Source organism: Synechococcus sp. NB0720_010, from assembly GCF_023078835.1.
Lineage (GTDB): Bacteria > Cyanobacteriota > Cyanobacteriia > PCC-6307 > Cyanobiaceae > Vulcanococcus.
The window spans coordinates 42,428-68,009 of record NZ_CP090898.1 but is presented as its reverse complement, the minus strand read 5'-3'; the positions used below and the strand labels follow the sequence as shown (position 1 = coordinate 68,009).

The window sequence follows — 25,582 nt, the reverse complement described above, 5'->3', positions numbered from 1 at the left end:
CAGATGGGAGTGCTGGATGGACAGGCATCAGGACCAACCCATTCCACCGGTCGGCTCCAGCCGCAGCGGCCTCATGGCACGGCTCACCCTCTCGGCCGTGGAACAACTGACCGAAGACCCCCGCGCCTGGGCTGAACCGGTCGTGCATCGGGCGCTGTTGATCAGCGGGCTCTCGGTGCTGATGAGCGCCCTGGCCACGGTGCAAACCCAGACCAGTCCTTAGAACTCAATACCCGCCTGGGCTTTTACCCCCTGTTCCCGGAAGGGATGGCGCACAAGCTTCATCTCCGTCACCAGATCAGCACGCTCCACTAACGCCGCCGGAGCGCCGCGGCCGGTGAGCGCCACATGGGTCAAGGGCGGCCGCAGCATCAATCCCTCCAACAGATCCTCCAGATCGAGGTAGCCCAACTTGAGGGCCACATTCACTTCATCGAGGACCACCAACTTGCGCTGGGGATCAGCGAGGTACTCGCAGGAGCGCTTCCAGGCCTGCTGCACCAAGGCACGGTCACGCTCGCGGTCCTGGGTTTCCCAGGTAAAGCCCTCCCCAAGGGCATGCCAGTGCAGCGCTTCACCAAACAGCTCCAGCGCCTTGGCCTCGCCGGGTTGCCAGCCCCCCTTAATGAACTGCACAACGGCCACCTGCTCCCCGTGGCCCAAGGTCCGCAGCACCAACCCCAGGGCTGCCGTGGTCTTGCCCTTGCCATCACCGGTGAAAACCAGCACCAGTCCCTTCTCCAGGGAGCGCTCCCCAACCCGCTGCTGCTGCACTTCCTTGCGGCGAGCCATGCGCCGCTGGTAGGCATCGGCTGTGGCCTCAGGGGCCAGGTCTCCGCCCATCCCCAACTCCGATGCTGTCTGGTCCAGGGCGTTGGGATCGGCCACAGCTTGAGGTCAGGGGTGCCTCCAATCTGGCGCGGTTAAGCCGCGCTCGCCTGGTGCCGGGCCAGGGCCGTATCCACAGCCTGCTGCTGATCCCGGCGGGTGATCCAGTGGTGATAAGTCCTGGTGTGGATCGCCACGGAGTGGCCCATCATCCGAGCCGCCACCGTGTCGGGCAGACCGATGTGGATCGTGCGAACCGCCCAGGCATGGCGCAGGTCATAGGGGGTGAGGGGCAGGTCGTAGCGACGGAACTGCTCGGCAACACGGCGGCCGACCTGCTGCAGGGTGGTGCGGCGGAGATCGGTACAGACCGCCGGCAGAAGCTGACGCTGAGCCCCTAGTTGCTCCAAGCCGAAGCGCTCCACCCACTCCGGTTGAAAGGGCCAAACCTGGTGCTCTCCGGTCTTGCTCGTGGGCAACACACGGATCACCCGATCGCCCCCGGGTGCCAAGGCGGAGAGGTCGGTGAAGAAGACCTCATGGTTGCGTAGGCCATAGGTCGCCATCAGGCCGTAGGCCAAGCGCCATCCGGGGTTAGGAATGCGCTCAAGCCACTCCAGGATCTGAAGGTCGCTTGGGAGCTGGCGAAATTGGGCGGCATGCAGGCCATAGCCCCCCGCCCGCTCACCCCAGTCAGGGGGCAACGCCAACCCTTCGGCTCGAGCCAGGGCCGCGAGGGTGGTGCCGCACTGCTGTCGCCCCCGCGAGGCCAGGGGATAACTCTCCAGAACGGCCTCCAGAAGCGGCAGGCCCCAGGCCATCCCCTGATCCCCAGCCAAGCGCTCGAGGCGGCGGACATAGGGCAGATAGGCGCTGCTCCAGGTCGTCCGGGCTCCGGAGGGATTGCGGCGGCGGCGCGGATCTTGGAAAAACCCCTGCTCAAAGCGCTGCAGCCGCGCCGCAAGCGAAGAGGCCGTCGCTGGGGGCAATGGCCCCGTGGGAGCGTCCTTGGTTTGAAGCCAGTCGTCCCAGCAGAAGCGCTGCTGCTGAAGCTGCTGCAGGACCAGCTTCAGTTGGTGGCGGGCCTGCTCGAGGCCGGCTGGGTCAGCGTCAAGACCAAGGCTGATCCGTTGCACCCGCTGATCCGACCCACCGCTGCGGCAGGGCAAGGGTCCCCTCAGGCCGAGCCGGGAGCCCCGGCGCTCCAGCCGCAGCGAAACACCGCTGGCGGCCAGCAGCGCGTTGTGTTCCCGAAGGGCCAGATCGAGGCGTTCGAGGCTGATCTTGAGACCAAAGCGAGCCGGCCGACCTTATCGAGCCTGAACGGGAGCGACCAGCCCCCAGCCGGCAGCGTTACGCTCGCCGCTGTTGTTGTCCGATGAAGCGGGGCATGGCCAAGGTCGGCGTGGTGTTGCTGAACCTGGGCGGCCCTGAGCGCATTCAGGACGTCGGTCCCTTCCTCTACAACCTCTTCGCTGACCCGGAAATCATCCGGCTGCCCAATCCGGCGCTACAAAAACCCCTGGCCTGGCTGATCAGCAGCCTGCGCGCCGGCAAGTCCCAAGCCGCCTACCGCTCCATCGGTGGGGGCTCCCCCCTCCGGCGCATCACCGAGCAGCAGGCCCGCGAGCTGCAAAGCACCCTGCGCCAGCGCGGCATCGAGGCCACCAGCTACGTGGCGATGCGCTACTGGCACCCCTTTACCGAGTCGGCCGTGGCCGACATCAAGGCCGATGGGATCGATGAGGTGGTGGTCCTGCCCCTCTATCCCCACTTCTCGATCAGCACCAGCGGCTCAAGCTTCCGTGAACTGCAGCGCCTGCGCCAGGGCGACCCCGCCTTCTCCAAGCTGCCGATCCGCTGCATTCGCAGCTACTACAACGACCCCGGTTACATCGGCGCCATGGCCGAGTTGATCGGCAAGGAAATCCAGGCCTGCCCCGATCCGGCCACGGCCCACGTCTTCTTCTCCGCCCACGGCGTCCCCAAGAGCTACGTCGAGGAAGCCGGTGACCCCTATCAAAAGGAGATCGAGGGCTGCGCCCAGCTGATCATGGACAAGCTGGCCGCCGATCTCGGCCACGCCAACCCCTTCACGCTTGCCTACCAGAGCCGCGTCGGTCCGGTGGAGTGGCTCAAGCCCTACACCGATGACGCCCTTAATGAACTCGGGGAGTCCGGGGTGAAGGACCTGGTGGTCGTCCCCATCAGCTTCGTCAGCGAGCACATCGAAACGCTCGAAGAGATCGATATCGAGTACCGCGAAATTGCCACAGAAGCCGGCATCACGAATTTCCGACGCGTTCCGGCCCTCGACACCACCCCATCCTTTATTCAGGGCCTGGCCAACCTGGTCCAGCACGCCTTGGAAGGTCCAGAGGTCAACCTGGATCAAGCCGCGGCCCTGCCAACCCAGGTCAAGCTCTATCCCCAGGACAAGTGGGCCTGGGGCTGGAACAACAGCTCCGAGGTCTGGAACGGACGCTTGGCAATGCTCGGCTTCTCCGCTTTCCTGCTGGAGTTGCTGAGCGGTCGTGGCCCGCTGCATTCCATCGGCCTGCTCTAAGGCCCTTCTCGGAGCATCCCTGCTGCTGGGGCCCGCCCTGGCCAACCCCTGGCAACAGGCCCGTTTCCCCGTCCCCCAGTTCAGCGGCTACACCAGCCATTACGGGCTCAGAAGCAGCCCATCCGGCGGCTCCAGCCTCCACCGGGGCCTGGACATCGCCGCTCCCCTGGGCTCCCCGGTGCTCAGCTGGTGGGCCGGGCGGGTGGAGCGGCTGATCAACGACGGGAGCTGCGGCATCGGCGTGACGATTCGCTCCGGCCCCTACGAGCACCTTTACTGCCATCTGCAGGGAACGATCGAACAGGACACCCTGCACAGCGGAGGCGCGAGCCTGCGCCAGGGCTCCTGGCTACGGACGGGGGAACCCCTGGGCGCCATCGGGGTGAGCGGCCGCAGCAGCGGACCTCACCTGCATTGGGGCGTCAAGCTGAACGAGCGTTGGCTGGACCCGGTGCTGCTGCTGCGAGCAATGGCTGACGCCAGGCGCTTGGAAACGCCCATTTCTCAGGCCAGACCTTAGGGTGACTGGATCTGAAAACGCTGTCCGCCGCCGCCGTGACCGTGACGTCCGTTTCACAAGCGGCCACCGCCGCTGATCACTCCACCCCGACCCGGGTGAGTGGCGGTTACGCCCTCATGGATGCCCTCCGTCGCCATGGCGTGGAGACGATCTTTGGCTATCCCGGCGGCGCGATCCTTCCCATCTACGACGAGCTGCACAAGGCCGAATCCAGGGGCTGGCTGAAGCACGTGCTCGTGCGCCACGAACAGGGCGGCACCCACGCAGCCGACGCCTACGCCCGCGCGACCGGCAAGGTCGGGGTCTGTTTTGGCACCTCAGGTCCAGGGGCCACCAACCTGGTGACGGGCATCGCCACGGCCCACATGGACTCCGTGCCCATGGTGGTCATCACCGGCCAAGTCCCCCGGGCGGCCATCGGGACGGACGCCTTCCAGGAGACGGACATCTTTGGCATCACCCTGCCGATCGTGAAGCACTCCTGGGTGGTGCGCGATCCCCGGGACATTGCCCGCATCGTCTCGGAGGCATTCTTGATTGCCTCCAGCGGCCGACCCGGTCCCGTTCTGATCGACGTGCCCAAGGACGTGGGAGTCGAGGAGTTCGACTACATCCCCGTTGAACCCGGCGCGGCCGTTCCCCCTGGTTTCAAACTCCCCCCCGCGCCGGTCCCCAGCGCCATCTCCGCTGCGCTGGAGCTCATCCGCAATGCCCGCCGTCCCCTCCTCTATGTCGGTGGTGGGGCGATCAGCAGCGGCGCCCACGCCGAAATCCATGCCCTGGCGGAGCGCTTCCGGCTTCCGGTGACCACCACCTTGATGGGGAAGGGTGCCTTTGATGAGCTCCATCCCCTCTCGGTGGGGATGCTCGGCATGCACGGGACCGCCTACGCCAACTTCGCGGTGACCGATTGCGACCTGCTGATCGCCGCCGGTGCCCGTTTTGACGACCGTGTCACCGGCCGCCTCGATGGCTTCGCCCCCCGGGCCCAGGTCATCCACATCGATATTGATGCGGCAGAGATGGGCAAAACCCGTCTGCCGGATGTGGCCGTCGTCGCCGACGTCAAGCAAGCGGTCGAGGCCCTGCTGGCCGCCTCCAGCCAGGAGGACTCCCGAGGCCGCACCGAGGCCTGGCTCGAGCGCATCGCCCAGTGGAAACAGCACTACCCCTTGGTGGTTCCAGCACCCGAGGGAGACATCGCGCCCCAAGAGGTGGTGTCGATGCTGCAGGAGCTCTCCCCCAAAGCCTTCTTCACCACTGACGTGGGCCAGCACCAGATGTGGGCTGCGCAGTTCCTGCACACCCTCCCCCGCCGTTGGATCAGCTCCGCGGGCCTCGGGACCATGGGTTTCGGCATGCCGGCGGCCATGGGCGTTCAGTGCGCCTTCCCCGAAGAACCGGTGATCTGCGTGGCCGGCGATGCAAGCATCCTGATGAACATCCAGGAGCTCGGGACCCTCAGCCAGTACCACCTCCCCGTGAAGGTGGTGGTGCTCAACAACGGCTGGCAGGGGATGGTGCGCCAGTGGCAGGAGAGCTTCTACGGCGAGCGCTACAGCGCCTCAGAGATGACCGGCGGCATGCCGAACTTCCCCGCTGTAGCGGAAGCCTTCGGCGTCAAAGGAGTTCAGATCCAAGGACGGGAGGAACTGCGCACCAAACTCGCCGAAGCCCTGGCCCACCCCGGTCCGGCCTTCATTGAGGTGAAGGTGCGCCGCAACGAGAACTGCTATCCGATGGTGCCCCCCGGTGCCAGCAACGCCCAGATGGTGGGCCTCCCCTCCCATCCGGAACTGGCGATCGACACCAATCGCGAGTGCCACAGCTGCCACCACAGCACCTCCAGCTCCAGCCTGTACTGCCCCAACTGCGGCGCCAAGCTGTGAGGCTGGGGCTGATCCGCCGCTGGGTCTGTGCTGCAGCGGCTGCCTGCCTGCTGCTCTGGCCGGGACAGGTCTTGGCGGCCGAGGTGCTGCAGGTGCGGAGCGGCACTCTGCTGCAGATCGGTGACCGCAACCGCACCTACAGCGTGCAACTGGCCTGCGTCGTGGTGGACCCAGACGATGACGCTGCCGCCGTGGACTGGATTCGTAAGCAACTGCCCAGGCGCAGCAAGGTGAACCTGCGCCCGACCGGCAGTGCCGATGGGGTCCTCATCGCCCGCATCAATCACCTCGATGGGCACGCCAACCACGACCTGGGCGCGGAGCTGATTGCATCGGGCCTAGCGTCCTCCTCAGGATCCTGCTAACGGCCGTTGAGCATCAATCGGGCAGCCAAGGGCATTGTGCTGGTGCCCACACTCCTGTTGGGAAGTGCCTTCATCGCCACCGCGGTCTGGGGACCTGCGGCGGCCGCGGACAACAAGTCCCTCGCCCTGGGGGTAGGGGGAGTCTTGATCGCAGCGGGTTTGCTAGCCCAGCTGATGCCGGAGTCAGCTCCCGAGGCCAGGTCCGAAGACGAATCCTGAGCGTTACTTCGCCGGCTTGGTCTGAGGGCTGGATTGGGCTTTGGTGCGGCCCTCTTCCACCAGGCGGAAGTACTCCTTGGTCGGGAAGATCACAAAGCTGTCCTCCTTGGCTTTGCTGATCTGAGAGAGCACCGCGGTGAGGTCAGCAACCCTGGGCTTCAGCTTGCTGCGCTCAGCCTCAGGCACGTTGGAAAGGGCCTTCTGCAACTCGTCGTAGCTCAGGAAGAACACGCCCCGAGGGCCATCGGGGGTGTTGAGGGTTAGGAAGGGCTGGGTGAAGAACACCGCCACGTTCAGGCCCTTCTTGATCTCATCGTCGCTCAGACCTTCTTTCTTCAGCAGGGTGTAGGCCTGCTTGATGTCGGCGTCATTCATCACCACAGGGGCCACCAGTGGCTTGCTCTTGTCCTTCAGCTGCTTATTGAGCTCCACCACCTTCTCGTTCATCACATTCAGTGGAACGGGGGTGACGGTGGCCTTGAGGCTCGGGTTCGACTTCAGCAGCGCCTTGAGCTCGGTGTTCGCCCGATCACTCTCGAGATAGAGGGGCAGGACCAACGCCTCGTCCCGGGGGATCGGCAGGGGAATGCCATTGGCATCGGTGATCACGAAGACCGGAATCACCTGCAGTTTCTTGATCGCCTCGGCTTCAGGGATCGCCAGGGCGGGAGCCGCAGACATGGCGCCCAGGACGGCGACGGGGGCCAGCAATGAGGCCGCTTGACGGCCCATCGGCTTCAACCAAGCGGGAAAGCGCGAGAGCATGCGACCGATCAAGAAAGGTCAACCCTAGTCAGAACCCAGGAAAGACCCCCAGGGCGTAGGGCTCTCCTGGGACTGGATCAATCAGCCGGGCGGCTGAGGCCACAGCCTGCTGGGCCTCCTCCAAGTTCCCCTTTTGCCAGAGCCAGCGGTTCAGCCAGCCGCTGAAGGCCACATCCCCGCCGGTCGTGCTCGCCAGCACCGTGCGCGGAGAAAAGCGCTCCAACAGCTCAGGCAAAACGGTCTGGCCGCGGACAAAGGCGCCAGCGACCGGCAAGCCCAAATCGACCACGGGCGTAATCACCGCATCGAGTGCTTCTGGGGCGAGGTCAGCGGGCAGGTAGCCGTGGGGCTCGAGGTAAAGGCTCCCCTGGGGATGGCGCAGCAGGTAGCCGTTCTCAACCTGGGGCACCGGTGCACCGGCTGTGGCTTCAATTCGGAGCTCGCCGAAGGCCGTGGTTTCACCGGGGCGCAGGCCCGTGACCTGCTCAAAGCCCATCTGCTCAACCTTCTTGGCCGCCGTCAGGGACCCCACCACGGGCAGGGAACGGGGCAGCAACGCCAGGGTCTCGGGATGGGCGTGGTCATCCAGTCCCTGGGTGAGCAGCAGCAAATCGAGATCGGCAGGAAGCGCAAAGGAGCGGGACAACTGCCCCTGGAAAAACCAGGGCCCGGGGGGAAAGACCAACGGACCGCAGAACCAGGGGTCCACCAGCACCCGCAGTCCCGACCAGTCCAGTAACCAGCCGTTTGCCCCGAAATAGGTCGCTTCCACCGCTTCAACGCAACTGGCGGCGAGGCTAGGCAGCGCGGTGCTGGAATACAGGAACGAGGCTCAGGACAAGTGGTGCTGCGACTGAGCGAGTTGAAGCTGCCGCTGGATCACGAGGAAGCGGACCTCGCTCCAGCCATCTGCAAACGCCTCAAGATCGATCCAGCGGCCCTGCTCGCGCATCGGGTCATCAAAGAGAGCATCGACGCCAGGCGGAAATCCGCCATCCAGATCGCCTACAGCCTGGAGCTGGAACTGCCGCCGCAGCTCGAGCAGCAACTGCTGAAGCGCTTCAAGCGCGATCCCCACCTGCAACCCGCAAGCGACACCCACTACCAAGCCGTGGCGCAGGCCAGCCCCGGGGATCCCCTACCCCAGCGGCCGGTGGTTATTGGCGCCGGACCCTGCGGCTACTTCTGTGCCCTGATCCTGGCGGAGATGGGGCTGAGACCCCTGCTGCTCGAGCGCGGCAAACCCGTGAAGGAGCGCACGGCGGACACCTTTGGCTTCTGGAAAGGAAGTGCGCCCTTCAACCCCGAATCCAACGCGCAATTTGGGGAAGGGGGTGCGGGCACCTTCTCCGATGGGAAGCTCTACAGCCAGGTGAGAGACCCCAAACACCTCGGGCGCAAGGTCCTGGAGGAACTGGTCGCAGCGGGGGCCAATCCAGAGATCCTGGTCAAGCACCACCCCCACATCGGCACCTTCAAGTTGGCCACGGTGGTTCGCGGTCTGCGCAGCAAGATCACGGCCCTCGGCGGAGAGATTCGCTTCGAAAGCCGTGTGAGTCAGCTCTGCGTCGAGCAGAGCGATGAAGAGCGGCGCCTTAGCGGCGTTGCCCTAGCCAGCGGAGAGATCATCCCGGCGCAGCAGGTGGTCCTCGCGGTCGGCCACAGCGCGCGCGACACCTTCGCGATGCTTCAGGAGCAGGGCGTGACACTGGAGCGCAAACCCTTCTCGGTGGGCTTTCGCATCGAGCACCCGCAACCCCTGATCGATGCGGCCCGTTGGGGAAACTGCGCCGGCCATCCCCGTCTGGGGGCTGCGGAGTACAAGCTCGTCAAACACGTCAGCAACGGGCGCTGCGTCTACAGCTTCTGCATGTGCCCCGGTGGCCTGGTGGTGGGGGCCACCTCTGAGGTGGGACGGGTCGTCACCAACGGGATGAGTCAGCACTCGCGCAATGAGCGCAACGCCAACAGCGGCATCGTCGTGAACATTGAGACAGGCGACGTCGAAAGCTATGGCGCCTACCCCGGCGACCCCCTTGCGGGGATTGCCTTCCAGCGGCACTGGGAGGCCAAAGCCTTTGAACTCGGTGGCAAGAGCTATGCCGCTCCCGGTCAGCGGCTCAAGGACTTCCTGGCCGGCGGCAGCCAGGCACCCGCCGATCTGGGGACGGTCAAGCCCTCCTACAGCCCCGGTGTAGTCCCTGCAGACCTGGGGCAGGCCTTACCGGCCTTTGTGATCGAAGCCCTGCGGGAGGCCCTGCCGCAGTTCGAGCAGTCCATTCCGGGCTACGCCATGGACGATGCGCTGCTGACTGGCGTTGAAACCCGCACCTCATCCCCCGTGCGCATTCCCAGAACAAAAGCCCTGGAGAGCGTCAACACCCCAGGGCTTTATCCGGCGGGAGAGGGGGCCGGCTTCGCCGGCGGAATCCTCTCCGCTGCGATGGATGGCATCCGCGTGGCGGAAGCCGTTGGCCTCACTCTTCTTCGTCAGGAGCGCCCAGGGGCACCAGACGGATCTGCTTACGACCCAGCTTGATTTCGAACTCATCGCCGGGCTTGAGGTCCAGCAGGGCGGTGTAGGCCTTGCCCACCATCAGGTTGCCGTTGAACTGGACCTTGGTGGTGAAGCTCAGCTTGCGGCCGCCTTTACCAACCTTGGCGCTCGAGCCGCCAAAATCAACGCCCTTGGCATTGAGCAGCGCTTCGTAGAACGCCGTGAAATTCAGCCGCTCGCTGCCGTCTTTCTTGTTGGAGACATATCCGCATGCACGTACAACGTCGGATTTGCTCACGTCGCCCATTTCTTTGACTTTGGCGAGAAGATCAGCTCCGGTGAGCATGAGATTGATAGTTATGCAACTTCTGCATCATCACACCCGACGGTCAATTCAGCAAGGCTGACTTTTTCAAAAAGCCGGGATTTCCCAGGAGTTTTTTTTTCAATCAATGCCCCCCACGCTGGTCTGGTATCGCCGCGATTTGCGCACGCAGGATCACGAACCGCTGGCGAAGGCCTGCTTAAGAGGACCGGTCATTCCGGTGTTCGTACTGGATGACGCGTTGCTGTTTCATCCTGAGACTGCCGTCGCTCGTGTTGAGTTTTTACTACATAGTTTGCAGGCCCTCGATGCCCGATTGCGGTGTCTAGGGGGGCGATTACTTGTGCAGCGCGGCCAACCCGAAGTGGTCCTCGCCCGTCTCGCCCAAGGCAGCGGCGCGCGCCATGTCCTCGCCCATACCGACAGTGAGCGCCTGGTCGGCCGGGTCCGTGATGCCCGCGTCAACCGCCACCTGAAGGAGCAAGGCATCCAGCTGGAGTGGATCGAACCAGCCGGTGCCAGCGGCGAGCTTCAGCCCTACAGCGATTGGAACCGCCAGTGGCATGGCGCCATGGCCGCGCCGCTGGTGCCGGAACCTCAGCGGGTCGTAGTACCTAAGCAGTGCCCGGATGCACCGGTCCCCAGCCTCAAGGAGCTGGGGCTGATCAGCGATGGCAAACCGATTCCCAAAGCAGGTACTGATGCCGCCCTAGGGCGGTTGGATCGGTTTCTCGAGGGATCCGATTCGCGGACCTACTACTGGGAGCTGAGCTATCCCTCCGCCAAGGTCACCTCAGGGCTCAGCCCGTACCTGAAGTTCGGCGTCGTCAGCCCCAGGCAGTGCCTACAACGGCTCACCGCAGCGGGCCTACGGGCAAAGGAAAACGCCGATCGCAGCCGCCTGCGCAGCATCCAACAACTGTTCAGCCGCCTGCGCTGGGGCTGCTCCATTCACCAGCGCTTCCGCTACCTGCCCCAGCTGGAGCTGCGCTCCCTCTGGAGCGCCTTCGACCAAGAGAGCGCGCTCTCCGCCCAACAGCTCGAGCTCTACGAAGCCTGGAAAGAGGGCCGCACGGGTTTCCCGATCGTCGATGCCGCAGCCCACTGCCTGCGTGGGGGCGGGGGATGGCTGGAGCTGAATTTCCGCAGCCGAGCGATCTACGCCAGCTTTCTCAGCAACCTCTGCGGAATTGATTGGCGCTACGGCGCCCTGCATTTCATGCGGCACCTGATCGATGGGGACTGCCCGATCGATCACTACCAATGGGCCATGCAGGCCGGGGCGACCTATCGGGGCCGCAAAGCCTGGACGCGGATCTATCACCCCGGCCAGGTGGCCGTGAATCGCTGCGACCCCCATGGCCTCTTCATCCGGCGCTGGCTCCCGCAACTCGAGCGCCTCACCAATGACCAGCTCGGAGAGCCCCCCGCCTTCGCGGACTACCCCGCCCCAATGCTCAACTACGAGGAAGCGCGCCAGGCGCGGATGGAGGCGTTGAGCAACACACGCCACGGCATCGGAGACATTCCCTCCGCCTTGGCACGGTTGCCCGCTGACCTGACGCCCTTTGGCAGTGATCAAATCGCCGGCAGCCAGGTGCTCTGGGCGCAACCCCGGGCACCGGAGCTCTTCCCGGAGGCGGTGGACCTCGATCGACTGGACCGGGAGGGATGGCTGGCCCTGCTCAGCTGGTTCAGCCTCAGGCGCTCGGCTGAGACCGGTGAAGCCGGGGAGAGCCCCCCGAAGAGACGCAAACCCAAGCGCAGCCAAACCGACAACGGCCAGCTCAGCCTGGAGTTCAACTAGGCAACTGTTGGGAGACGATGCCGCTCCACTGCACCGCCTTGACCTGATCGCGGCGCCAGGAGTGAAACAGCAGCGGCTCTGATGCCGTGCACAGGGGGCAGACACTGATCTGCTCTGGGGACACACCGAAGCGCTCGAGCAGCAAACGGGTGGCGAGCCGCAGATCGAGGCGCTGCCGCAGCGGATCTGGATCGGCGAGCAGAGCACCGCACTCCTCCATGGACGCGAGGGCCCCCTCGAGCGTGAGGGACGCATCCACCTGCAGCAACTGCTCAGCGATCGCTTCCGGCACGGACGGTTCCACCTGGTACTGGGGGCCGCTGATGGCTGGCCCCAACGCAATCAGCAGGTCACGGCGGCGGCAGCCGCGCTGCTCCAGCTGCCGGATCGCCTCTTGAACGATGCCCCCGGCCACACCACGCCAGCCGGCATGGCAGGCCGCCACCTGTCCGGATTCCGGATCCGCCAGCAGCACTGGAGTGCAATCGGCGCCGCAGACCCAGAGACTCTGGCCACCGGCATCGCACACCAAGCCATCGGCCTGGGGCCAGGGCTCCGCTAGGGCCTCACTCGCCGACAAAACCAACGCGCTGTGGACCTGCTGGGGACGGTGGACGCTGATGCCAGCGCTGACATAACCGGCCAACACATCAGGGCCTCGGCCCTGCCACTGGCGGGTGAAGAAGCCATGTTCAAAGGCCTCCAGCAGATTCGACTGGAGGTAATAGCCCCCGTAGCAACCGATCCAGGTCCAACCCTCTAGGGCGTTAAACCCTGCATCTGGGCGGTCAAAGGGGGCCTCAACGGCCTCAGCCATACAACCGTCTAGGCATCGGGGAGGTCCCGCAGGATCCAGAAGCCATCAAAACCGGGTTGATCCGGGCTGGATTGAATCGCCAGGAATTGCACACCACCGGCTTGACCGCGAGAGGCCAGGAATGCCGCGGCCGCAGCCTCAGCTTCGTCTGACTCCAACTGTCCCAGCAACCATCGGTCTTCTTGGCCCGCCTCCAGCACCAGTTGCTGACCGCAGACCTCGAGGCGCACCGGCTCCAATCCCGACACCCAGCCAGCGATCGCCAAGGAGCGGCTCGCGCTGAACAGGCGCAGACCGCTCACCATCAGCTCGTCATCGAGCGACTCCGGCAAGGGAACCAGACCAGCAAAGCTGGTGTCCCAGGTCATCGCCTCCCGCAGGGCACCGATCGGCAGGGAGGCCCAAGACCAGCTGTCGCCGCGGGCCGCCTCAGGCAGCGGAACAGCCACGGGCTGAATCGGCTGGGGCGGCGGAGCCAGGGGGCCAGCCATGTAGCCCTCCTCCTCGGGATAAACCGTGGCCTCGCGCTCCTGGAGCCACTCGACCAGGGCATAGCAACGGCGGCTCGGCACCAGTTCCAGGCCCAGCTGCTCGGAGGCCCGCTGCACCATCGTGCGCATCGAGGAACGCCAGCAGCGGATCTTGCGTGGGGGATCAAACCCCTCAGCATCCGCCTGCTCCAAGGCCTGCTCCAACGCGGACTTCAGCCACTGGGAGTTGACGCTGGAGGCCGGGCACTTCAGGACCCACTGGAAGGCGCGACCGGGATTGTCCGCATTGGGGGAACTGCAAATCAGCAGCTCCCAGCGCTTCTTTCCGTCCTCTTCCAGGATTGGACGGGAGTAGTAATCCAGCTCCCAATCCGCCTGCAGACGGGCAGGACTCGCGGGCTCGGTGGCCTGAATCATCCGGCGGATTGTTCCTGCTGACGCAGCACGTTACGAGCCCTATTGGCGCGATCGGCGGCCTCCGCCATCACTTTGTCGCGCTCAATCAACAACTCACCCGGCTGCCCCTCCAGCAGAGCAGTGTTCAAGGCGATGCGACCGCGACCGGGATCCAATTCAGTAATCAGTGCTTTCACGCGATCGCCCTGGCCGAAGACCTCGCGCAGATCACGCATCTGACCACCCGTAATCACGGAGTGGTGCAGGAGTCCGCTGATGCCGCCCAGGTCCACGAAGAGGCCATAGGGCTTGATGGCCACCACCTGTCCCTCAACCAGCTGACCGACCTCGAGGTTCTGGAACAGGGCCGCCGTGGCCGCCTTCTTCTCAGAGAGCACCAGCTTGCGGGTGTCCGGATTGACCTCCAGGAAGGCCACACCGAGGGTTTTGCCCACCAGCGCCTCGTGGTTTTCACCCTCCTGCAGCTGGGAGCGGGGCACAAAACCGCGCAGACCTTCGACATCACAGGTGATGCCACCACGGTTGAAACCGTTGACCTTCACCTGGAGTACCTTGCCTTCCTTCTCGAGGGCACGAACCTTCTCCCAGCTCTGGCGCAGGGCCAGGGCACGGGCGCTGATGGTGACCATGCCATCGGCGTTCTGCTCGCGGGTGACGAGCACTTCAACGCTCAACCCCTTCGGGAAGCGCTCCTTGAGGTTGGTGATCACCCCAAGAGCACACTCCTTTTTGGGCATGAAGCCAGGGGCCTTGCCGCCGATGTCGACATAGACACCGTCGCTCTCCATGCCGATCACCGTGCCGGTGACGACTTCACCGGTGGTGCCGACGAAATCCTGCTCATCGAGGGCTGCCAGAAAGGCCTCCTCGTCAAAGTCGAAGTCATCGACCGAACGGGTGGGAACCGCCGCCGGCTTGGACTGGGGCTGCGCCATGCGGGAGCCACCGGAGCGGCGACCCTTGTTGCGGTCGTCGGGGCCCAGCAGGTCCGCCATGGACAGCCCCTCAAAGCCGCTCATGTCGAAGAGGTCGTCATCGCCTGATGCTGGGGAAGCCGCCGGGCGCTGGGGCGCGACCGGCGCCTCACCTCGGGCCGCCCGTGCGGCGTCTTCCAATTCAGCTGCCCGCTGCGCAGCGGCTTCGGCGGCGGCACGGGCCTCAGCGGCTTCACGCTCCAGGCGCAGCTGCTCTTCTTTCTTATTGATCTGCAGAACCTGGGGCGGCTTGCGAACCGGCGGCGGCGCAGCGGCGGGACGCTGAGGCGACGGAGGCACCGGACGAGCCGAGGTGGGTTGCTGCTTGGAGAAGGGCTGGGGGGGCTGGGGAGTGCCGGAACCGGCCATGACCAAGCAAAGACGCACAGCGCCACACTGTAGGGACGACCCTCCTTGATCGAAGACGGACCCATGGGCGACGACGCATACGCCTGTCAGGGATCCCGTCGCCTCGAGCGCCTGACCTGGCCCGCCTTCCAGGCGGCCGCCCAGACCTGCGGCAGCACGGTGGTTTGGCCCTTTGGCGCCTTCGAGCAGCACGGTCCTCACCTTCCCCTGGGAACGGATGCACTCTTCGCTGAGCAAATCCTTGACCAGGTGCTCGAGACCTTCCCCCAGGAGGCGCCGATCTGGCGGCTGCCGCTGCAGAGCATCGGCTTTTCACCGGAGCACCTGGGCTTCCCAGGAACCCTGAGCCTCCCGGCCGAGCTCCTGATCCGCAGCATCGAAACCGTTGGCGGCCAGCTGGCGGCGGCAGGCTTCGAGCGGCTGGTGCTGTTCAACGGCCATGGCGGTCAAATCGCCCTGCTCCAGGTCGCCGCCCGACAACTGCGCGCCGCCCATCCCTCGCTTGGGGTGTTGCCATGCTTCCTCTGGAGCGGCCCCAAGGGAATCGGAAAGCTGATCGAGGAGCCCGAGCGCAGTGAAGGCCTCCACGCCGGACAGGTCGAGACGAGCTTGATGTTGCAGCTCAATCCTGAGCTCGTCGGGCCGAAGCGGACCGCAGATGGCCTGGGGGCCCAACAGCCGCCCCAGGGATGGAGCCTGGAGGGGGCCGTGCCGAATGCCTGGCTGACCCAGGACCTCAGCAGCAGTGGCGTCATTGGCGATCCCAGCCAGGCCGATGGGGCCCAAGGCGAGGCGCTCCAGCAGCGGTTGGTCCAGGGCTGGAGCGCGCTCTTCGGCAGTCTCCTGGGCAGCGACTGGCCCCCCCGGGAGCCCAAACCAAAGCGAGACCAGCGCTGAGGAATCGGGGTCAGCGGGCGACGGGAAGTTGGCAAAAGCTGCCAAAGCCCATCTGAGGCTTGTGGAGATGGTTACAGTCAACCCCATTGCAACGTGTTCTCGGTAGCCATGGCGACCCTCGAAGCCACTGATCTGCCTACGGCGGGCGCGACTGCGCTTCCCGATTTCACCTGCGCGAACTACAAGGACGCCTACAGCCGGATCAACGCGATCGTGATCGAGGGCGAGCAGGAAGCCCACGACAACTACATGTCCATCGGCACGCTGCTGCCCGAGCAGGCCGACGAACTGACGAAGTTGGCTCGCATGGAGCTGAAGCACATGAAGGGCTTCACCGCCTGTGCCAACAACCTGGGTGTAACCGCCGACATGGCGTTCGCCAAGGAATTCTTCGCCCCCCTGCACGGCAACTTCCAAAAAGCCCTGAAAGAGGGCAAGGTTCCGACCTGCCTGCTGATCCAGGCCCTGCTGATCGAAGCCTTCGCGATCTCGGCGTATCACATCTATATCCCGGTCGCCGATCCCTTCGCCCGCAAGATCACCGAGGGCGTGGTGAAGGACGAGTACACCCACCTCAACTACGGCGAGGTCTGGCTCAAGGCCAACCTGGAGAGCTGCCGTGAGGAGCTCGAAGAGGCCAACCGCGAGAACCTCCCCCTGATCCGCCGCATGCTCGATCAGGTGGCCGGTGACGCCGCTGTTCTGCAGATGGACAAGGAGGATCTGATCGAGGATTTCCTGATCGCCTACCAGGAAGCTCTGACCGAGATCGGTTTCACCACCCGCGAAATCGCCCGCATGGCGGCCGCCGCTCTGATCGGCTGAAGCGATCAGCCTGAACGAGTCGACGCTGCCCTTTAATCAGGTGTCTTCTCGGCCGGTGTGTAACCAGGAGAGCCCCCGCGAATGTTTGGTCTGATCGGTCACTCCAGCAGCTTTGCGCAGGCCCAGGAAAAGGCCCGCGACCTGGGGCTAGAGGAGATGGCCGAAGCGGACCTCCTCTCCTGGTGCTCGGCTCCACCTCAGCTGCTGGAGACCTTCGAGGTCACCAGCAAAACGGGGGCCACCATCCAAGGGACCTACATCGACTCCTGCTTCGTGCCGGAGATGCTGAGCCGCTTCAAGACCGCGACCCGCAAGGTTCAAAACGCCATGGAATTGGCGCAGAAGAACGGGATCAACGTCACAGCCCTGGGCGGTTTCACCTCGATCATTTTCGAGAACTACGACCTCTCGAAGTTCCAGCAGATCCGCAACACCACCCTCGAGTGGGAGCGTTTCACAACAGGCAACACCCACACGGCCTGGGTGATCTGCCAACAGGTCGAGACCAATGCCCCTCTGCTGGGCATCGACCTGAGCCAGGCCAAAGTCGCCGTGGTCGGCGCCACCGGTGACATCGGCAGCGCGGTCTGCCGCTGGCTCAGCCAAAAAACAGGCGTGGGTGAACTGCTCCTGGTCGCTCGGCAGCAGCAGCGGCTGCTGGATCTGCAGGAGTCCCTCGGCGGTGGCCGGATCCTGACCCTGGAGGAGGCGCTCCCCGAAGCCGACGTGGTGGTGTGGGTGGCCAGCCTTCCCCAGACCCTGACCATCGACCACGGCAGCCTGCGCAAGCCCTGCCTGATGATTGACGGCGGCTACCCCAAGAATCTCGACGCCAAGGTGGCCGGTGAGGGGGTCCATGTCCTCAAGGGCGGCATCGTCGAGTTCTGGCAGGACATCAGCTGGCAGATGATGGAAGTCGTGGAGATGGAAAACCCCAAACGCCAGTTGTTCGCTTGCTTTGCAGAGGCGATGCTGCTGGAATTCGAGGGTATCCACACCAACTTCAGCTGGGGCCGCAACCGCATCTCCATCGCCAACATGGAGCTCATTGGTGAAGCCTCCCTGCGGCACGGGTTCCGGGCCATTGGCCTGAACCAAGCCCCAGCAAGCTCCGGCAACCCCGACCTTGAACTGGCCGCTGCTTAAGGCCTCCCGGTTCAACGCTCGCCCCCCTGCCCCTTACACCCGCTGCCATGGCCCGTCGTCCCCTGCTCGACTTCGAGAAGCCCCTGGTGGAGCTGGAGGAGCAGATCGACCAAATCCGGCAGCTCGCCAAAGACTCTGAAGTCGACGTCAGCCAGCAGTTGCTCCAACTGGAGACCCTGGCGGCCCGCAGGCGGGAAGAGATCTTCAGCAACCTGAGTCCCGCCCAAAAGATTCAGGTTGCGCGCCACCCCCAACGCCCCAGCACCTTCGATTACATCCAGGTGCTGACCGATGAATTCATCGAACTGCACGGGGACCGGCGCGGCAGCGATGACCAAGCCCTCGTGGGGGGCGTCGGACGCATTGGCGATCAAGGCGTCGTCCTCTTGGGCCACCAGAAGGGACGCGACACGAAGGAAAACGTGGCTCGCAACTTCGGTATGGCCTCACCTGGGGGCTACCGCAAGGCGATGCGCCTGATGGAGCACGCCGATCGCTTCCGCCTGCCGATCCTCAGCTTCATCGACACCCCGGGCGCCTACGCCGGACTGCTGGCGGAGGAGCAGGGCCAGGGCGAGGCCATCGCCGTGAACCTGCGCGAGATGTTCAAGCTGCGCGTTCCGATCCTGGCCACGGTGATCGGTGAGGGGGGCTCAGGTGGTGCGCTGGGCATCGGCGTGGCGGACCGGCTGCTGATGTTCCAGCACAGCGTCTACACGGTGGCCAGCCCCGAGGCCTGCGCCTCCATCCTGTGGCGCGATGCGGGTAAAGCTCCGGTGGCCGCTGAGGCGTTGAAGATCACCGCGCCCGATCTGCTGAAGCTGGGGATCATCGATGAAATCATTGCCGAGCCTTCGGGCGGCAACCACTGGGCCCCGCGTCAGGCGGCAGAGAATTTGAAGGCGGCTCTCCTACAGCAACTCGCAGGCCTGCAGGCCCTCAGCGAGGAGCAACTGGTGGATCAGCGCTACGCCAAGTTCCGCCGGATGGGTCGCTTCCTGGAATCCGGCGCCCAGGACGCAAGCCTGAGCTCGTAAGGTTTTCGTTGGTTTGATCGGGGTCCTTGCGGCCCGCCCCCGCCGTTGAGTTCCCCTGTCTCCGCTTCAGCGCCCGTTGCCCTCATCACTGGCGCCTCCAGGGGGATCGGAGCAGCCGCAGCAAGGGCTTTTTCCCAAGCCGGCTATCAGCTGCTGCTCTTGGCCCGCTCCCAAGCCGATCTTGAGCAGCTGGCCCAGGAGCTGCGCAGTGAGCGCTGCCGGGTGGAAACGATCGCTGTGGATCTCTCCGATCCACAAGCCATCGCCCCTGCCCTGGAGAACCTGCTCTCCCGGGGACTGGTTCCAACGGTGCTGATCAACAACGCCGGAGCGGCCTACACGGGGGCCCTAGCGGAGATGCCCCTGGAGCAATGGCAATGGTTGCTGCAGCTCAACCTCACCAGCGTTGTTCAAACCTGCCAGGCGGTCCTGCCGGCCCTGCGCCAGACCCAGGGTTTGATCATCAACGTCAGCAGCCATGCGGCCCGCAATGCCTTTCCGGAATGGGGGGCCTATTGCACCACCAAGGCCGCCTTGGCCTCCTTTAGTCGCTGCTTAGCGGAAGAGGAGCGCCAGCACGGAATCCGTGTATCGACGCTCACCTTGGGTGCGGTTAATACCCCCCTCTGGGACAGCGAGACCGTCCACAGTTCCTTCGACCGCCGTGCCATGCTCACCCCAGAGCGCGTGGCCGAGACACTGCTGTCTTTGGCTCAGCAACCTTCCTCCAATGTTGTGGAGGATCTAACCCTTATGCCCGCAGCGGGCGTTCTTTGAACGCATCTCGGGACCCGTTCATGACTTCAACCCTGTCCTCGAGCATTCCCGGCCAGTTGGCTCCCGTGAGCCGCCGCATCCGTGAACGCCTCGAGTCCGCCGGCGTGCCCTTCCTGGCGAACGACAACATCGCCGAACACCTCAAGGACGGCGAACTCGATCAACTGGAAATCGAGGTTGCCGGAAAGGTTCGCGAGCTGCTGCGCAGCTTGGTGATCGATATCGACAACGACCACAACACCGAGGAGACCGCCGAGCGTGTCGCCCGGATGTACCTCCATGAGGTCTTCAAGGGTCGCTTCCATCCCCAGCCGAAGATCGCGAGCTTCCCCAACGTCAAAAAGCTCGACGAGATCTACACCGTGGGCCCGATCACGGTGCGCTCGGCTTGCTCCCACCACCTGGTGCCGATCCTGGGCAACTGCTGGATTGGGATCAAGCCCGGCGAACGGGTGATTGGTCTCTCCAAGTTCTCGCGCGTGGCCGACTGGGTCTTCTCCCGTCCCCACATCCAGGAAGAGGCGGTGATGATCCTGGCCGATGAGATCGAGCGTCTCTGCGAACCCCAGGGCCTGGCCATCCTGGTCAAGGCGCAGCACTACTGCATGAAGTGGCGCGGGGTGAAGGAGCCCCAAACCAGCATGGTGAACTCCGTTGTCCGCGGTGACTTCCGCCACGACTCCAGCCTCAAGGCTGAGTTCTTCGAACTGGTGAAGCAGCAGGAGTCGATGCTGGGCTAAGGCGCCAGCACCGGCCCGACGGGGGCTGAGGCGATGCGTTTGACCTGACCGTTTTGGTTGACGACCGCCACCACCATGAGGTTCTGGCCGACATCCACCGGTCCCGGGACATAGCTGGTGCCCTGGGCCGTTTCAATCAAGAGCCAGGTGCGTGCCGAGGGATCCTTCCGGTACCAGTGGTACTGGGCGTTCGCCAGGGCGGCATTGGCGTCGGCCTCGACCGTGGCCTGGAGCAGCCCACCCTGAATGGCCTGACCAGCAATCACGAGTGAACGCAGGCCATCAATCTGCTGCTCGATCGCACCCTCCAACTCCAGATCCGCAGAGATCTGATCGCGGAAGGTGCTGATCTGCTGCTGGGCACTTTCCGTGACGCCGGGGATGCACTGCAGGCTCGCGCCCACCAGGCGGCAACCGACCAGGTCCTGGGCGCGCAGGGCTGGGGACAGCGCCAGGGCCAAGCCCAGGAGCACAGGGGCAGAGCGCAGAGCAGCCATGGCCAAGGATTAGCTGATCAAATCCTGGCGAAAGGGAGCCAAGGCGGCCACCAGCTGCTGCACTTTGGCGAGATCCTTATCCCCCGGAGCCCGCTCCACCCCGCTGGAGACATCCAATCCAGAGGGGGGCCGGTGCTGCAGGGCCCGTAGGGCCGGGGCAACCCGATCGGGATTCAAGCCGCCAGCGAGCCACCAGGGCAGAGGGGAGCAAAAACCACCGAGCCAATCGATCGGGATGCGGTGGCCCGTGCCGCCGAGCTGATCGGGCAACCAGGCATCCAGCAGCAGAGCGTCGACGACCGCGCCGTAGTCGGCCGCCCGCTGCAGATCCTCGGGCTGGCGAATTCTCAGCGCCTTCCACAACAAGAGATCCGGGCCGAGGGCCTGCCGCAGTTGCCGGCAGCGCTCTGGCGTTTCCTGGCCATGGAGTTGCAGCACCTGATGACCACCGGCCGCCCCCAACTGGGACAGTTCCCCATCACTGGGATCGGCCACCACGAGGACGCCAAGACAGCGGCTTGAGGCCTGGCGCATCGCCGCAAACAGCGCCGGCCGGGCGCCAGGGGACAACCAGCGGGGGGAGGCCTCAACACCGATCACCCCGATCGCATCGACGCCCAGGGCGGCCACGGCACTGGCCTGCTCGGGATGGCGCAGTCCACAGACCTTCAGCCATGGCTGGTGGCCAATGGGGGAAGTTGGACGCGCCGTCATGCCGTGGCCCCAGGAAGCCCAACCTTTCTAGGATCGGGGCAACGGATGAGGACGTGTGGGGGAAGGCTGGCAGCTACTGCGGATTCGGGGCATCCCCCTACGCATTCACCCCAGCTGGTTTCTGATCTTGGCCCTGGCCACGGTGGCCTTCCAACAGCAGTACAGCCAGCAATTCGCCGCGCAAACCCAGGAGGCCTGGCTCTGGCTGATTGGCCTGCTCACCGCCCTGCTGCTGTTCCTCTCAGTGCTGCTCCATGAGTTAGGGCACTCCCTGGTGGCCCTCAGTCAGGGGGTCAAGGTCCGCAGCATCACCCTGTTCCTGCTGGGCGGGGTGGCCAGCGTGGAGCGCGAGTGCCCAACCGCCATGGGCTCCTTCTGGGTGGCGGCCGCTGGCCCCCTGGTGAGCCTGGTGCTCTCCGCCCTGCTGCTCCTCAGCAGCCATAGCGCCAGCCATGCCTGGCCCCTGCTCGGAGCCATGGTCAGTGAGCTGGGCGTGCTGAATCTGATCCTGGCCCTGTTCAACCTGCTGCCGGGACTCCCGCTCGATGGCGGCCTGATTCTCAAGGCCCTGGTCTGGCAGTTCACCGGAAGCCAGCGCAAGGGAATCCAGGTGGCCACCGCCAGCGGCAAGGTGCTGGCCTTCAGCGCCATTGGTCTTGGAGCCTTCCTGCTGCTGCGAGGAGCCGGGGTAGCGGGGATTTGGTTGATGCTGCTGGGCTGGTTTGGCCTGGGCGCCGCCCGCAACCAATCGCAGATGCTGGCGCTGCAGGGCGTGCTGCGCAGGCTGCAGGTCAAGGATGCGGCCCAGAGGCGCTACCGCGTACTCGAGGCCAACACGAAACTGCGGGAACTCAGCCGCCTGCGGGTCAGCGACGAGAAGGGTCTGGCGGACTGGCTACTGGTCTGTGACCAGGGCCGCTGGAAGGGGTTCATCACCGATGCCCCCCTGCAGAGCCTGCCGGTGCAGCGCTGGGATGAGGACAGCGTTGGCGAGCACCTGCAACCCCTCGATCAACTCCCGAGCATCGGCGATGGGACACCGCTCTGGCAGGCGATCCTGCAGCTCGACCAACCGGAGGTGAATCGGCTGCTGGTGCTCGGTCCAGCGGGCCTCCCCACCGGCACCTTGGAGCGACCGGAACTGGCGGAGCGGGTCCTGAAAGAACTCGGCGTGCGGCTGCCTCTACCGATCCTCGAGGCCGCGCGCCGCCAAGGGGTCTACCCCCTGGGGATGATGCTGGCGCCCGTGGCACGAACCATCGAAAGCAACCCCGAGGGTTGAGGGGTTCAGCCCAGGGGAGCCGCGTCCTCCAACAGCTGGATCTGCTGCCACTCCCTGGCGCTGAGGGCCACAGTCTGGAGCGCACCGCTACAGAGGTGATCCCGTGCCGCCCGCTGGAGCTCCGCCATCACGGCCGCTTGCGGTAGGGGTTCCAGGTTTGGCGCTGGAGAGTTGAAGACCTCCCGCCAGAGGTCCTGGGGGGGAGAGAGCAGGACACTGCCGTGCTGCAGCAGGCAGGCCCCACTCCAGAGCTGGGCACTACCGATCCGTTTGGCGCCATTGGCCTGCACCAGATCTGCAGCCGTGCCGCTGGCAAAACAGTTGCCCCGCTGGGCCGCCTCCGCAGCCTTCACCGAGCCGAACTCCAGGGGAACGCCCAGGGCCGCGAAGGCCACCTGCAGCCACTGACAGGCCTCGGCATAGGCCGTCAGGCGATGGGTCGTGGCCGGCCGGCAGGCCAGGGCATAGGTGAGTTCACCCGCATGCAGAACAGCCCGACCGCCGCTGGGACGCCGCACCAGGTGCAAACGGCCCTGCTCGGCCAGGGCGATCCAGCGGGGATCGATCTGGCGTTGGTGCCGGCCCAATGAGAGCGTCGGCCGATTCCACTGGTAGAGCCGCAGCATCGGATCGCCCTGACCGACGCACTGCTGCTGCAGCATCCAACGGTCGATCGCCATCTGCAGGCCGGCATCGGCCGTGAGTGGAGGGATCCAACGCCACCTCATGGAGCTGGCAGGATGCGGGTGAGACGTGCGGCATGCGCCATGGGCTGGGAGCTGCTGCCTCTGCTGCCTCTAGGCATCTTGGCCGGCTTGCTCTCAGGCCTGCTGGGAATTGGTGGAGGCCTGGTCTTCTCTCCCCTGCTGCTCTGGATTGGCCTGCCGCCCCATCAGGCCCTGGCCACCAGCACCCTGGCGATTGTTCCCACCACCATGGCGGGCAGCCTGACCCACTGGCGCAGCGGTCAGGTGCCAGCGCAAGCGGCCCTCGCGATCAGCGCTGGCGCCGCCTTTGGCGGGGGCCTCTTCAGCCGGCTCGGCCACAGCCTTGAGGGCTGGCAACTGCTGGCCTTGCAGGCGCTGATGTACGGGCTGCTGGCCCTGGTGATCGAGCCCAGACGCACGGGCGGCAACAGCGCTTCAACCGTGCCGGTGCGGGGACTGATCGGCGTAGGCCTGGTGGCGGGCCTCTCCAGCGGCCTGCTGGGTGTCGGAGGCGGCCTGGTGATGGTGCCGCTGATGGTTCGCGGGCTGCGCCTTGGGGTCTACCAGGCGATCCGGCTCAGCACGATGGCGGTCTTCGCCTCCTCCTTGGTCGCCTCCTTCACCTTTTGGGGAGACGGCAGGGCCCAACTGCTGATCGGCCTGGTGCTGGGGGCAACGGCCGCCTCAGCCGCCCAGTGGTCGGCCGGGCACCTGCAGAAGGTGCCGGAACAACGCCTGGTGGGACTGATCCGGCTGCTGTGCGTGCTGCTGGCCGTGGACGTCGGACGGCGGGCCGTTCTGCTCTGGCTCTAGCGCTCGTGGTCCTTCCAGAAGCTGCCGTCCAGCTCAAAGCCGAGCACGGCCGCCATCTGCTCCAGATTGCCGCGACAGTTCAAGCCATACCCCCTGGACCAGTGATCCAGCAGGTAGAGGCGATGGGTCATCCAGAGCTCAAGGCTGTCTGGGGCGAAGCGAATCCCCTCGCTGCGGCTGAACTGATGGGGGAGCAGCATCGCCACGTGGCGGGTCAATTGGCCACTGCTGCGCTCCAGCAGCAGCGGTAGCCACGGGCAGAGGGCATCGGCGCGCAGGCTCCAGAGGCGCAGCTCCGTGATCTCCGAGAGCTCGCGCGGGTCCTCCGCTGAACGGGGCCAGTCGAACTGGAGCGTCAGGCTGCCGCTGGCCTGCAGCAGGTCCTTGGGGTCCAAGGCGAACCAAGGCTGCAGGGGCTCAAGGCTCTGGTCTTGAACCTGTTGCGCTGAGATCGACACCGTTCCATCAGGAGCCAGACCAGACACCAAAGAACCCTGCAGAACTGTCGATCGACCGTAGCGAGCCCATCCCCTAGGGGTGTCGAGCTGTGACAGGCCCAGGCCCAGGCCCTAGCCAGCCCCACCATCTGCGTGAAAATGAATTGGTGTTTTTCTCAACGGTCATGTCCCTCACCCAGGCTGAAATTCTGATCGCCCTGGTGGTGGCCGCCCACGCTGGCGTGCTCGCAGTGCGTCTCGCCGCCAGCCTCTACCGCGCCTGATCCCTTGGCACGGGAGAGACGACCTGCTAGAAGCGGTGCGTCTCTCCCCACTCCTCCTCACCCTTGAGCCCCTCCCGATCTGCCCAGCTATCGCAGCGGCGATCCGCAAATCGGAAACGGACTGCTCAAGATCCCAAAGCGGAGCCCGCTCGAGGCCGTCGCCAGCACCGCAGTGACGCCAACTTGAGCGTTGTTGAGCCGGCACCCTCGCAGCAGATCAGGCCTTCAAGTCCGAGCCAGGAGTTGCTCTACGGCTCCATCGGTCTCTCCCTGAAGATCGGCCTCTCCCTGGTGGCCGTGGTCAGCTTGGTTCGACTGGCGGGGGCCTACCAGGAGCGCCTGGATCGTTACGGCGAGATCACCGCCGTTCTGGACATCCAAAAAGCAAAGCTGCTCAAAGCCCAGACCCGTTTTGATCGCCTGTTCAACGTTGGTGGTGAGCAAAAGCTGATCCAGGAGCAGGACCAGTGGATCGCCCCGAACCGCCTGCGGGTGGTCTGGAAGCAACTGCGCCCGGATTCCAATCAGCAACCGTCCAACGCAATCCAGACCCCTTGAGGCCTGTCTTTCCGTAAGT

At 65.1% G+C, this 25,582-nt stretch carries 30 protein-coding genes; 18 read left to right on the top strand and 12 right to left on the bottom strand.

The annotated features are described in order from the left end of the window. Positions 1-16 precede the first annotated feature (16 nt). A complete protein-coding gene (locus LY254_RS00375) occupies positions 17-223 on the top strand; it encodes a hypothetical protein (RefSeq protein ID WP_010316644.1) in 207 nt (68 codons plus the stop codon). On the opposite strand, the gene cobO is transcribed toward LY254_RS00375, so the two are convergent. Both cobO and LY254_RS00365 read right to left on the bottom strand, forming a co-directional pair. Further along, positions 220-843 (bottom strand): cob(I)yrinic acid a,c-diamide adenosyltransferase, encoded by a 624-nt coding sequence (cobO, locus tag LY254_RS00370; protein ID WP_247479937.1) that lies wholly within the window; start codon positions 841-843, stop codon positions 220-222. The two genes, LY254_RS00375 and cobO, sit on opposite strands and share 4 nt — an antisense overlap. 80 nt (positions 844-923) lie before the next feature. After that, positions 924-2,111 (bottom strand): site-specific integrase, encoded by a 1,188-nt coding sequence (locus tag LY254_RS00365; protein WP_247479934.1) that lies wholly within the window; start codon positions 2,109-2,111, stop codon positions 924-926. A gap of 107 nt (positions 2,112-2,218) precedes the next feature. Here LY254_RS00365 and hemH point away from each other — a divergent pair, with 107 nt between their 5' ends. The 5 genes from hemH to LY254_RS00340 are packed head-to-tail and all read left to right on the top strand — an operon-like array spanning position 2,219 to position 6,387. After that, positions 2,219-3,394: a ferrochelatase gene (gene hemH / locus LY254_RS00360; protein ID WP_247479932.1), complete on the top strand. Its 1,176-nt coding sequence runs from the start codon at positions 2,219-2,221 to the stop codon at positions 3,392-3,394. Continuing rightward, positions 3,363-3,914, top strand: coding sequence for a M23 family metallopeptidase (locus LY254_RS00355; RefSeq protein WP_247477908.1), 552 nt, complete (start codon positions 3,363-3,365; stop codon positions 3,912-3,914). Before hemH ends, LY254_RS00355 begins: the two co-directional genes overlap by 32 nt. A 35-nt stretch (positions 3,915-3,949) precedes the next feature. Continuing rightward, complete coding sequence (ilvB, locus tag LY254_RS00350) at positions 3,950-5,803, top strand: biosynthetic-type acetolactate synthase large subunit (protein ID WP_371820476.1); 1,854 nt, start codon at positions 3,950-3,952, stop codon at positions 5,801-5,803. Continuing rightward, on the top strand, positions 5,800-6,168 hold the full coding sequence (locus LY254_RS00345) for a nuclease (RefSeq protein WP_247477906.1): 369 nt from the start codon (positions 5,800-5,802) through the stop codon (positions 6,166-6,168). The genes ilvB and LY254_RS00345 overlap by 4 nt, the downstream gene beginning before the upstream one ends. Before the next feature lie 6 nt (positions 6,169-6,174). Continuing rightward, entirely contained in the window at positions 6,175-6,387 is a 213-nt protein-coding gene (locus LY254_RS00340) for a GIVxVP protein (RefSeq protein WP_247477904.1), read from the top strand. 3 nt (positions 6,388-6,390) lie between these two features. Here LY254_RS00340 and LY254_RS00335 read toward each other — a convergent pair whose 3' ends face one another. Continuing rightward, positions 6,391-7,152 (bottom strand): Tic22 family protein, encoded by a 762-nt coding sequence (locus LY254_RS00335; protein WP_247477903.1) that lies wholly within the window; start codon positions 7,150-7,152, stop codon positions 6,391-6,393. Between the two features lie 28 nt (positions 7,153-7,180). Continuing rightward, positions 7,181-7,924 (bottom strand): MBL fold metallo-hydrolase, encoded by a 744-nt coding sequence (locus LY254_RS00330; protein ID WP_247477901.1) that lies wholly within the window; start codon positions 7,922-7,924, stop codon positions 7,181-7,183. A gap of 72 nt (positions 7,925-7,996) precedes the next feature. Between LY254_RS00330 and LY254_RS00325 the strand changes: the two genes are divergently transcribed. After that, complete coding sequence (locus LY254_RS00325; protein WP_247477900.1) at positions 7,997-9,691, top strand: NAD(P)/FAD-dependent oxidoreductase; 1,695 nt, start codon at positions 7,997-7,999, stop codon at positions 9,689-9,691. Here the strand turns inward: LY254_RS00325 and LY254_RS00320 are convergent. Then, on the bottom strand, positions 9,630-9,995 hold the full coding sequence (locus tag LY254_RS00320) for an AbrB family transcriptional regulator (protein WP_010316617.1): 366 nt from the start codon (positions 9,993-9,995) through the stop codon (positions 9,630-9,632). The two genes, LY254_RS00325 and LY254_RS00320, sit on opposite strands and share 62 nt — an antisense overlap. 106 nt (positions 9,996-10,101) lie before the next feature. Between LY254_RS00320 and LY254_RS00315 the strand changes: the two genes are divergently transcribed. Further along, the gene (locus LY254_RS00315) at positions 10,102-11,781 is read left to right on the top strand and encodes an FAD-binding domain-containing protein (protein WP_247477898.1); all 1,680 of its coding nucleotides are present in this window, start codon (positions 10,102-10,104) and stop codon (positions 11,779-11,781) included. Here the strand turns inward: LY254_RS00315 and pgeF are convergent. From pgeF to LY254_RS00300, 3 genes are read right to left on the bottom strand one after another with little or no spacing between them, the layout of a single operon-like run. Beyond that, positions 11,774-12,598 carry a peptidoglycan editing factor PgeF gene (gene pgeF, locus LY254_RS00310; RefSeq protein WP_247477897.1) on the bottom strand — a complete coding sequence of 275 codons (825 nt, stop codon included), beginning with the start codon at positions 12,596-12,598 and terminating at the stop codon, positions 11,774-11,776. The two genes, LY254_RS00315 and pgeF, sit on opposite strands and share 8 nt — an antisense overlap. Before the next feature lie 8 nt (positions 12,599-12,606). Then, positions 12,607-13,506, bottom strand: a complete 900-nt coding sequence (locus LY254_RS00305) for a Tab2/Atab2 family RNA-binding protein (protein ID WP_247477896.1) — start codon at positions 13,504-13,506, stop codon at positions 12,607-12,609. Continuing rightward, a complete protein-coding gene (locus LY254_RS00300) occupies positions 13,503-14,849 on the bottom strand; it encodes a S1 RNA-binding domain-containing protein (protein WP_247477894.1) in 1,347 nt (448 codons plus the stop codon). Before LY254_RS00300 ends, LY254_RS00305 begins: the two co-directional genes overlap by 4 nt. A gap of 63 nt (positions 14,850-14,912) precedes the next feature. On the opposite strand from LY254_RS00300, the gene LY254_RS00295 reads away from it, so the two are divergent. The 6 genes from LY254_RS00295 to folE all read left to right on the top strand — a co-directional run bounded on the left by LY254_RS00295 (position 14,913) and on the right by folE (position 20,271). Further along, on the top strand, positions 14,913-15,746 hold the full coding sequence (locus tag LY254_RS00295; RefSeq protein WP_247477891.1) for a creatininase family protein: 834 nt from the start codon (positions 14,913-14,915) through the stop codon (positions 15,744-15,746). 108 nt (positions 15,747-15,854) lie between these two features. Beyond that, a complete protein-coding gene (locus LY254_RS00290) occupies positions 15,855-16,571 on the top strand; it encodes an aldehyde oxygenase (deformylating) (protein ID WP_247477888.1) in 717 nt (238 codons plus the stop codon). Positions 16,572-16,652: 81 nt separating this feature from the next. After that, positions 16,653-17,717, top strand: coding sequence for a long-chain acyl-[acyl-carrier-protein] reductase (locus LY254_RS00285; RefSeq protein ID WP_247477873.1), 1,065 nt, complete (start codon positions 16,653-16,655; stop codon positions 17,715-17,717). Between the two features lie 47 nt (positions 17,718-17,764). Beyond that, positions 17,765-18,754 (top strand): acetyl-CoA carboxylase carboxyltransferase subunit alpha, encoded by a 990-nt coding sequence (locus LY254_RS00280; RefSeq protein ID WP_010316603.1) that lies wholly within the window; start codon positions 17,765-17,767, stop codon positions 18,752-18,754. Between the two features lie 105 nt (positions 18,755-18,859). Beyond that, on the top strand, positions 18,860-19,531 hold the full coding sequence (locus LY254_RS00275; RefSeq protein ID WP_371820543.1) for an SDR family oxidoreductase: 672 nt from the start codon (positions 18,860-18,862) through the stop codon (positions 19,529-19,531). Between the two features lie 20 nt (positions 19,532-19,551). After that, positions 19,552-20,271 (top strand): GTP cyclohydrolase I, encoded by a 720-nt coding sequence (gene folE / locus LY254_RS00270; protein ID WP_010316599.1) that lies wholly within the window; start codon positions 19,552-19,554, stop codon positions 20,269-20,271. On the opposite strand, the gene LY254_RS00265 is transcribed toward folE, so the two are convergent. Both LY254_RS00265 and LY254_RS00260 read right to left on the bottom strand, forming a co-directional pair. Beyond that, complete coding sequence (locus tag LY254_RS00265; RefSeq protein WP_247477870.1) at positions 20,268-20,768, bottom strand: hypothetical protein; 501 nt, start codon at positions 20,766-20,768, stop codon at positions 20,268-20,270. The two genes, folE and LY254_RS00265, sit on opposite strands and share 4 nt — an antisense overlap. Before the next feature lie 9 nt (positions 20,769-20,777). Beyond that, positions 20,778-21,482 carry a phosphoribosylanthranilate isomerase gene (locus LY254_RS00260; protein WP_247477868.1) on the bottom strand — a complete coding sequence of 235 codons (705 nt, stop codon included), beginning with the start codon at positions 21,480-21,482 and terminating at the stop codon, positions 20,778-20,780. A 55-nt stretch (positions 21,483-21,537) separates the two neighbouring features. Between LY254_RS00260 and LY254_RS00255 the strand changes: the two genes are divergently transcribed. Next, a complete protein-coding gene (locus tag LY254_RS00255) occupies positions 21,538-22,764 on the top strand; it encodes a site-2 protease family protein (RefSeq protein WP_247477865.1) in 1,227 nt (408 codons plus the stop codon). Between the two features lie 5 nt (positions 22,765-22,769). Here the strand turns inward: LY254_RS00255 and LY254_RS00250 are convergent, their stop codons facing one another. Continuing rightward, positions 22,770-23,492, bottom strand: coding sequence for a lipoate--protein ligase family protein (locus LY254_RS00250; protein ID WP_247477863.1), 723 nt, complete (start codon positions 23,490-23,492; stop codon positions 22,770-22,772). A 12-nt stretch (positions 23,493-23,504) separates the two neighbouring features. Here LY254_RS00250 and LY254_RS00245 point away from each other — a divergent pair, with 12 nt between their 5' ends. After that, positions 23,505-24,284, top strand: a complete 780-nt coding sequence (locus LY254_RS00245) for a sulfite exporter TauE/SafE family protein (RefSeq protein WP_371820475.1) — start codon at positions 23,505-23,507, stop codon at positions 24,282-24,284. On the opposite strand, the gene LY254_RS00240 is transcribed toward LY254_RS00245, so the two are convergent. Further along, entirely contained in the window at positions 24,281-24,772 is a 492-nt protein-coding gene (locus tag LY254_RS00240; protein ID WP_247477860.1) for a CRR6 family NdhI maturation factor, read from the bottom strand. The two genes, LY254_RS00245 and LY254_RS00240, sit on opposite strands and share 4 nt — an antisense overlap. Before the next feature lie 134 nt (positions 24,773-24,906). Between LY254_RS00240 and psaM the strand changes: the two genes are divergently transcribed. After that, positions 24,907-25,005, top strand: coding sequence for a photosystem I reaction center subunit XII (gene psaM / locus LY254_RS00235; RefSeq protein ID WP_010316586.1), 99 nt, complete (start codon positions 24,907-24,909; stop codon positions 25,003-25,005). 183 nt (positions 25,006-25,188) lie between these two features. After that, positions 25,189-25,563, top strand: coding sequence for a hypothetical protein (locus LY254_RS00230; RefSeq protein ID WP_247477858.1), 375 nt, complete (start codon positions 25,189-25,191; stop codon positions 25,561-25,563). The last annotated feature ends 19 nt before the right edge of the window (positions 25,564-25,582 follow it).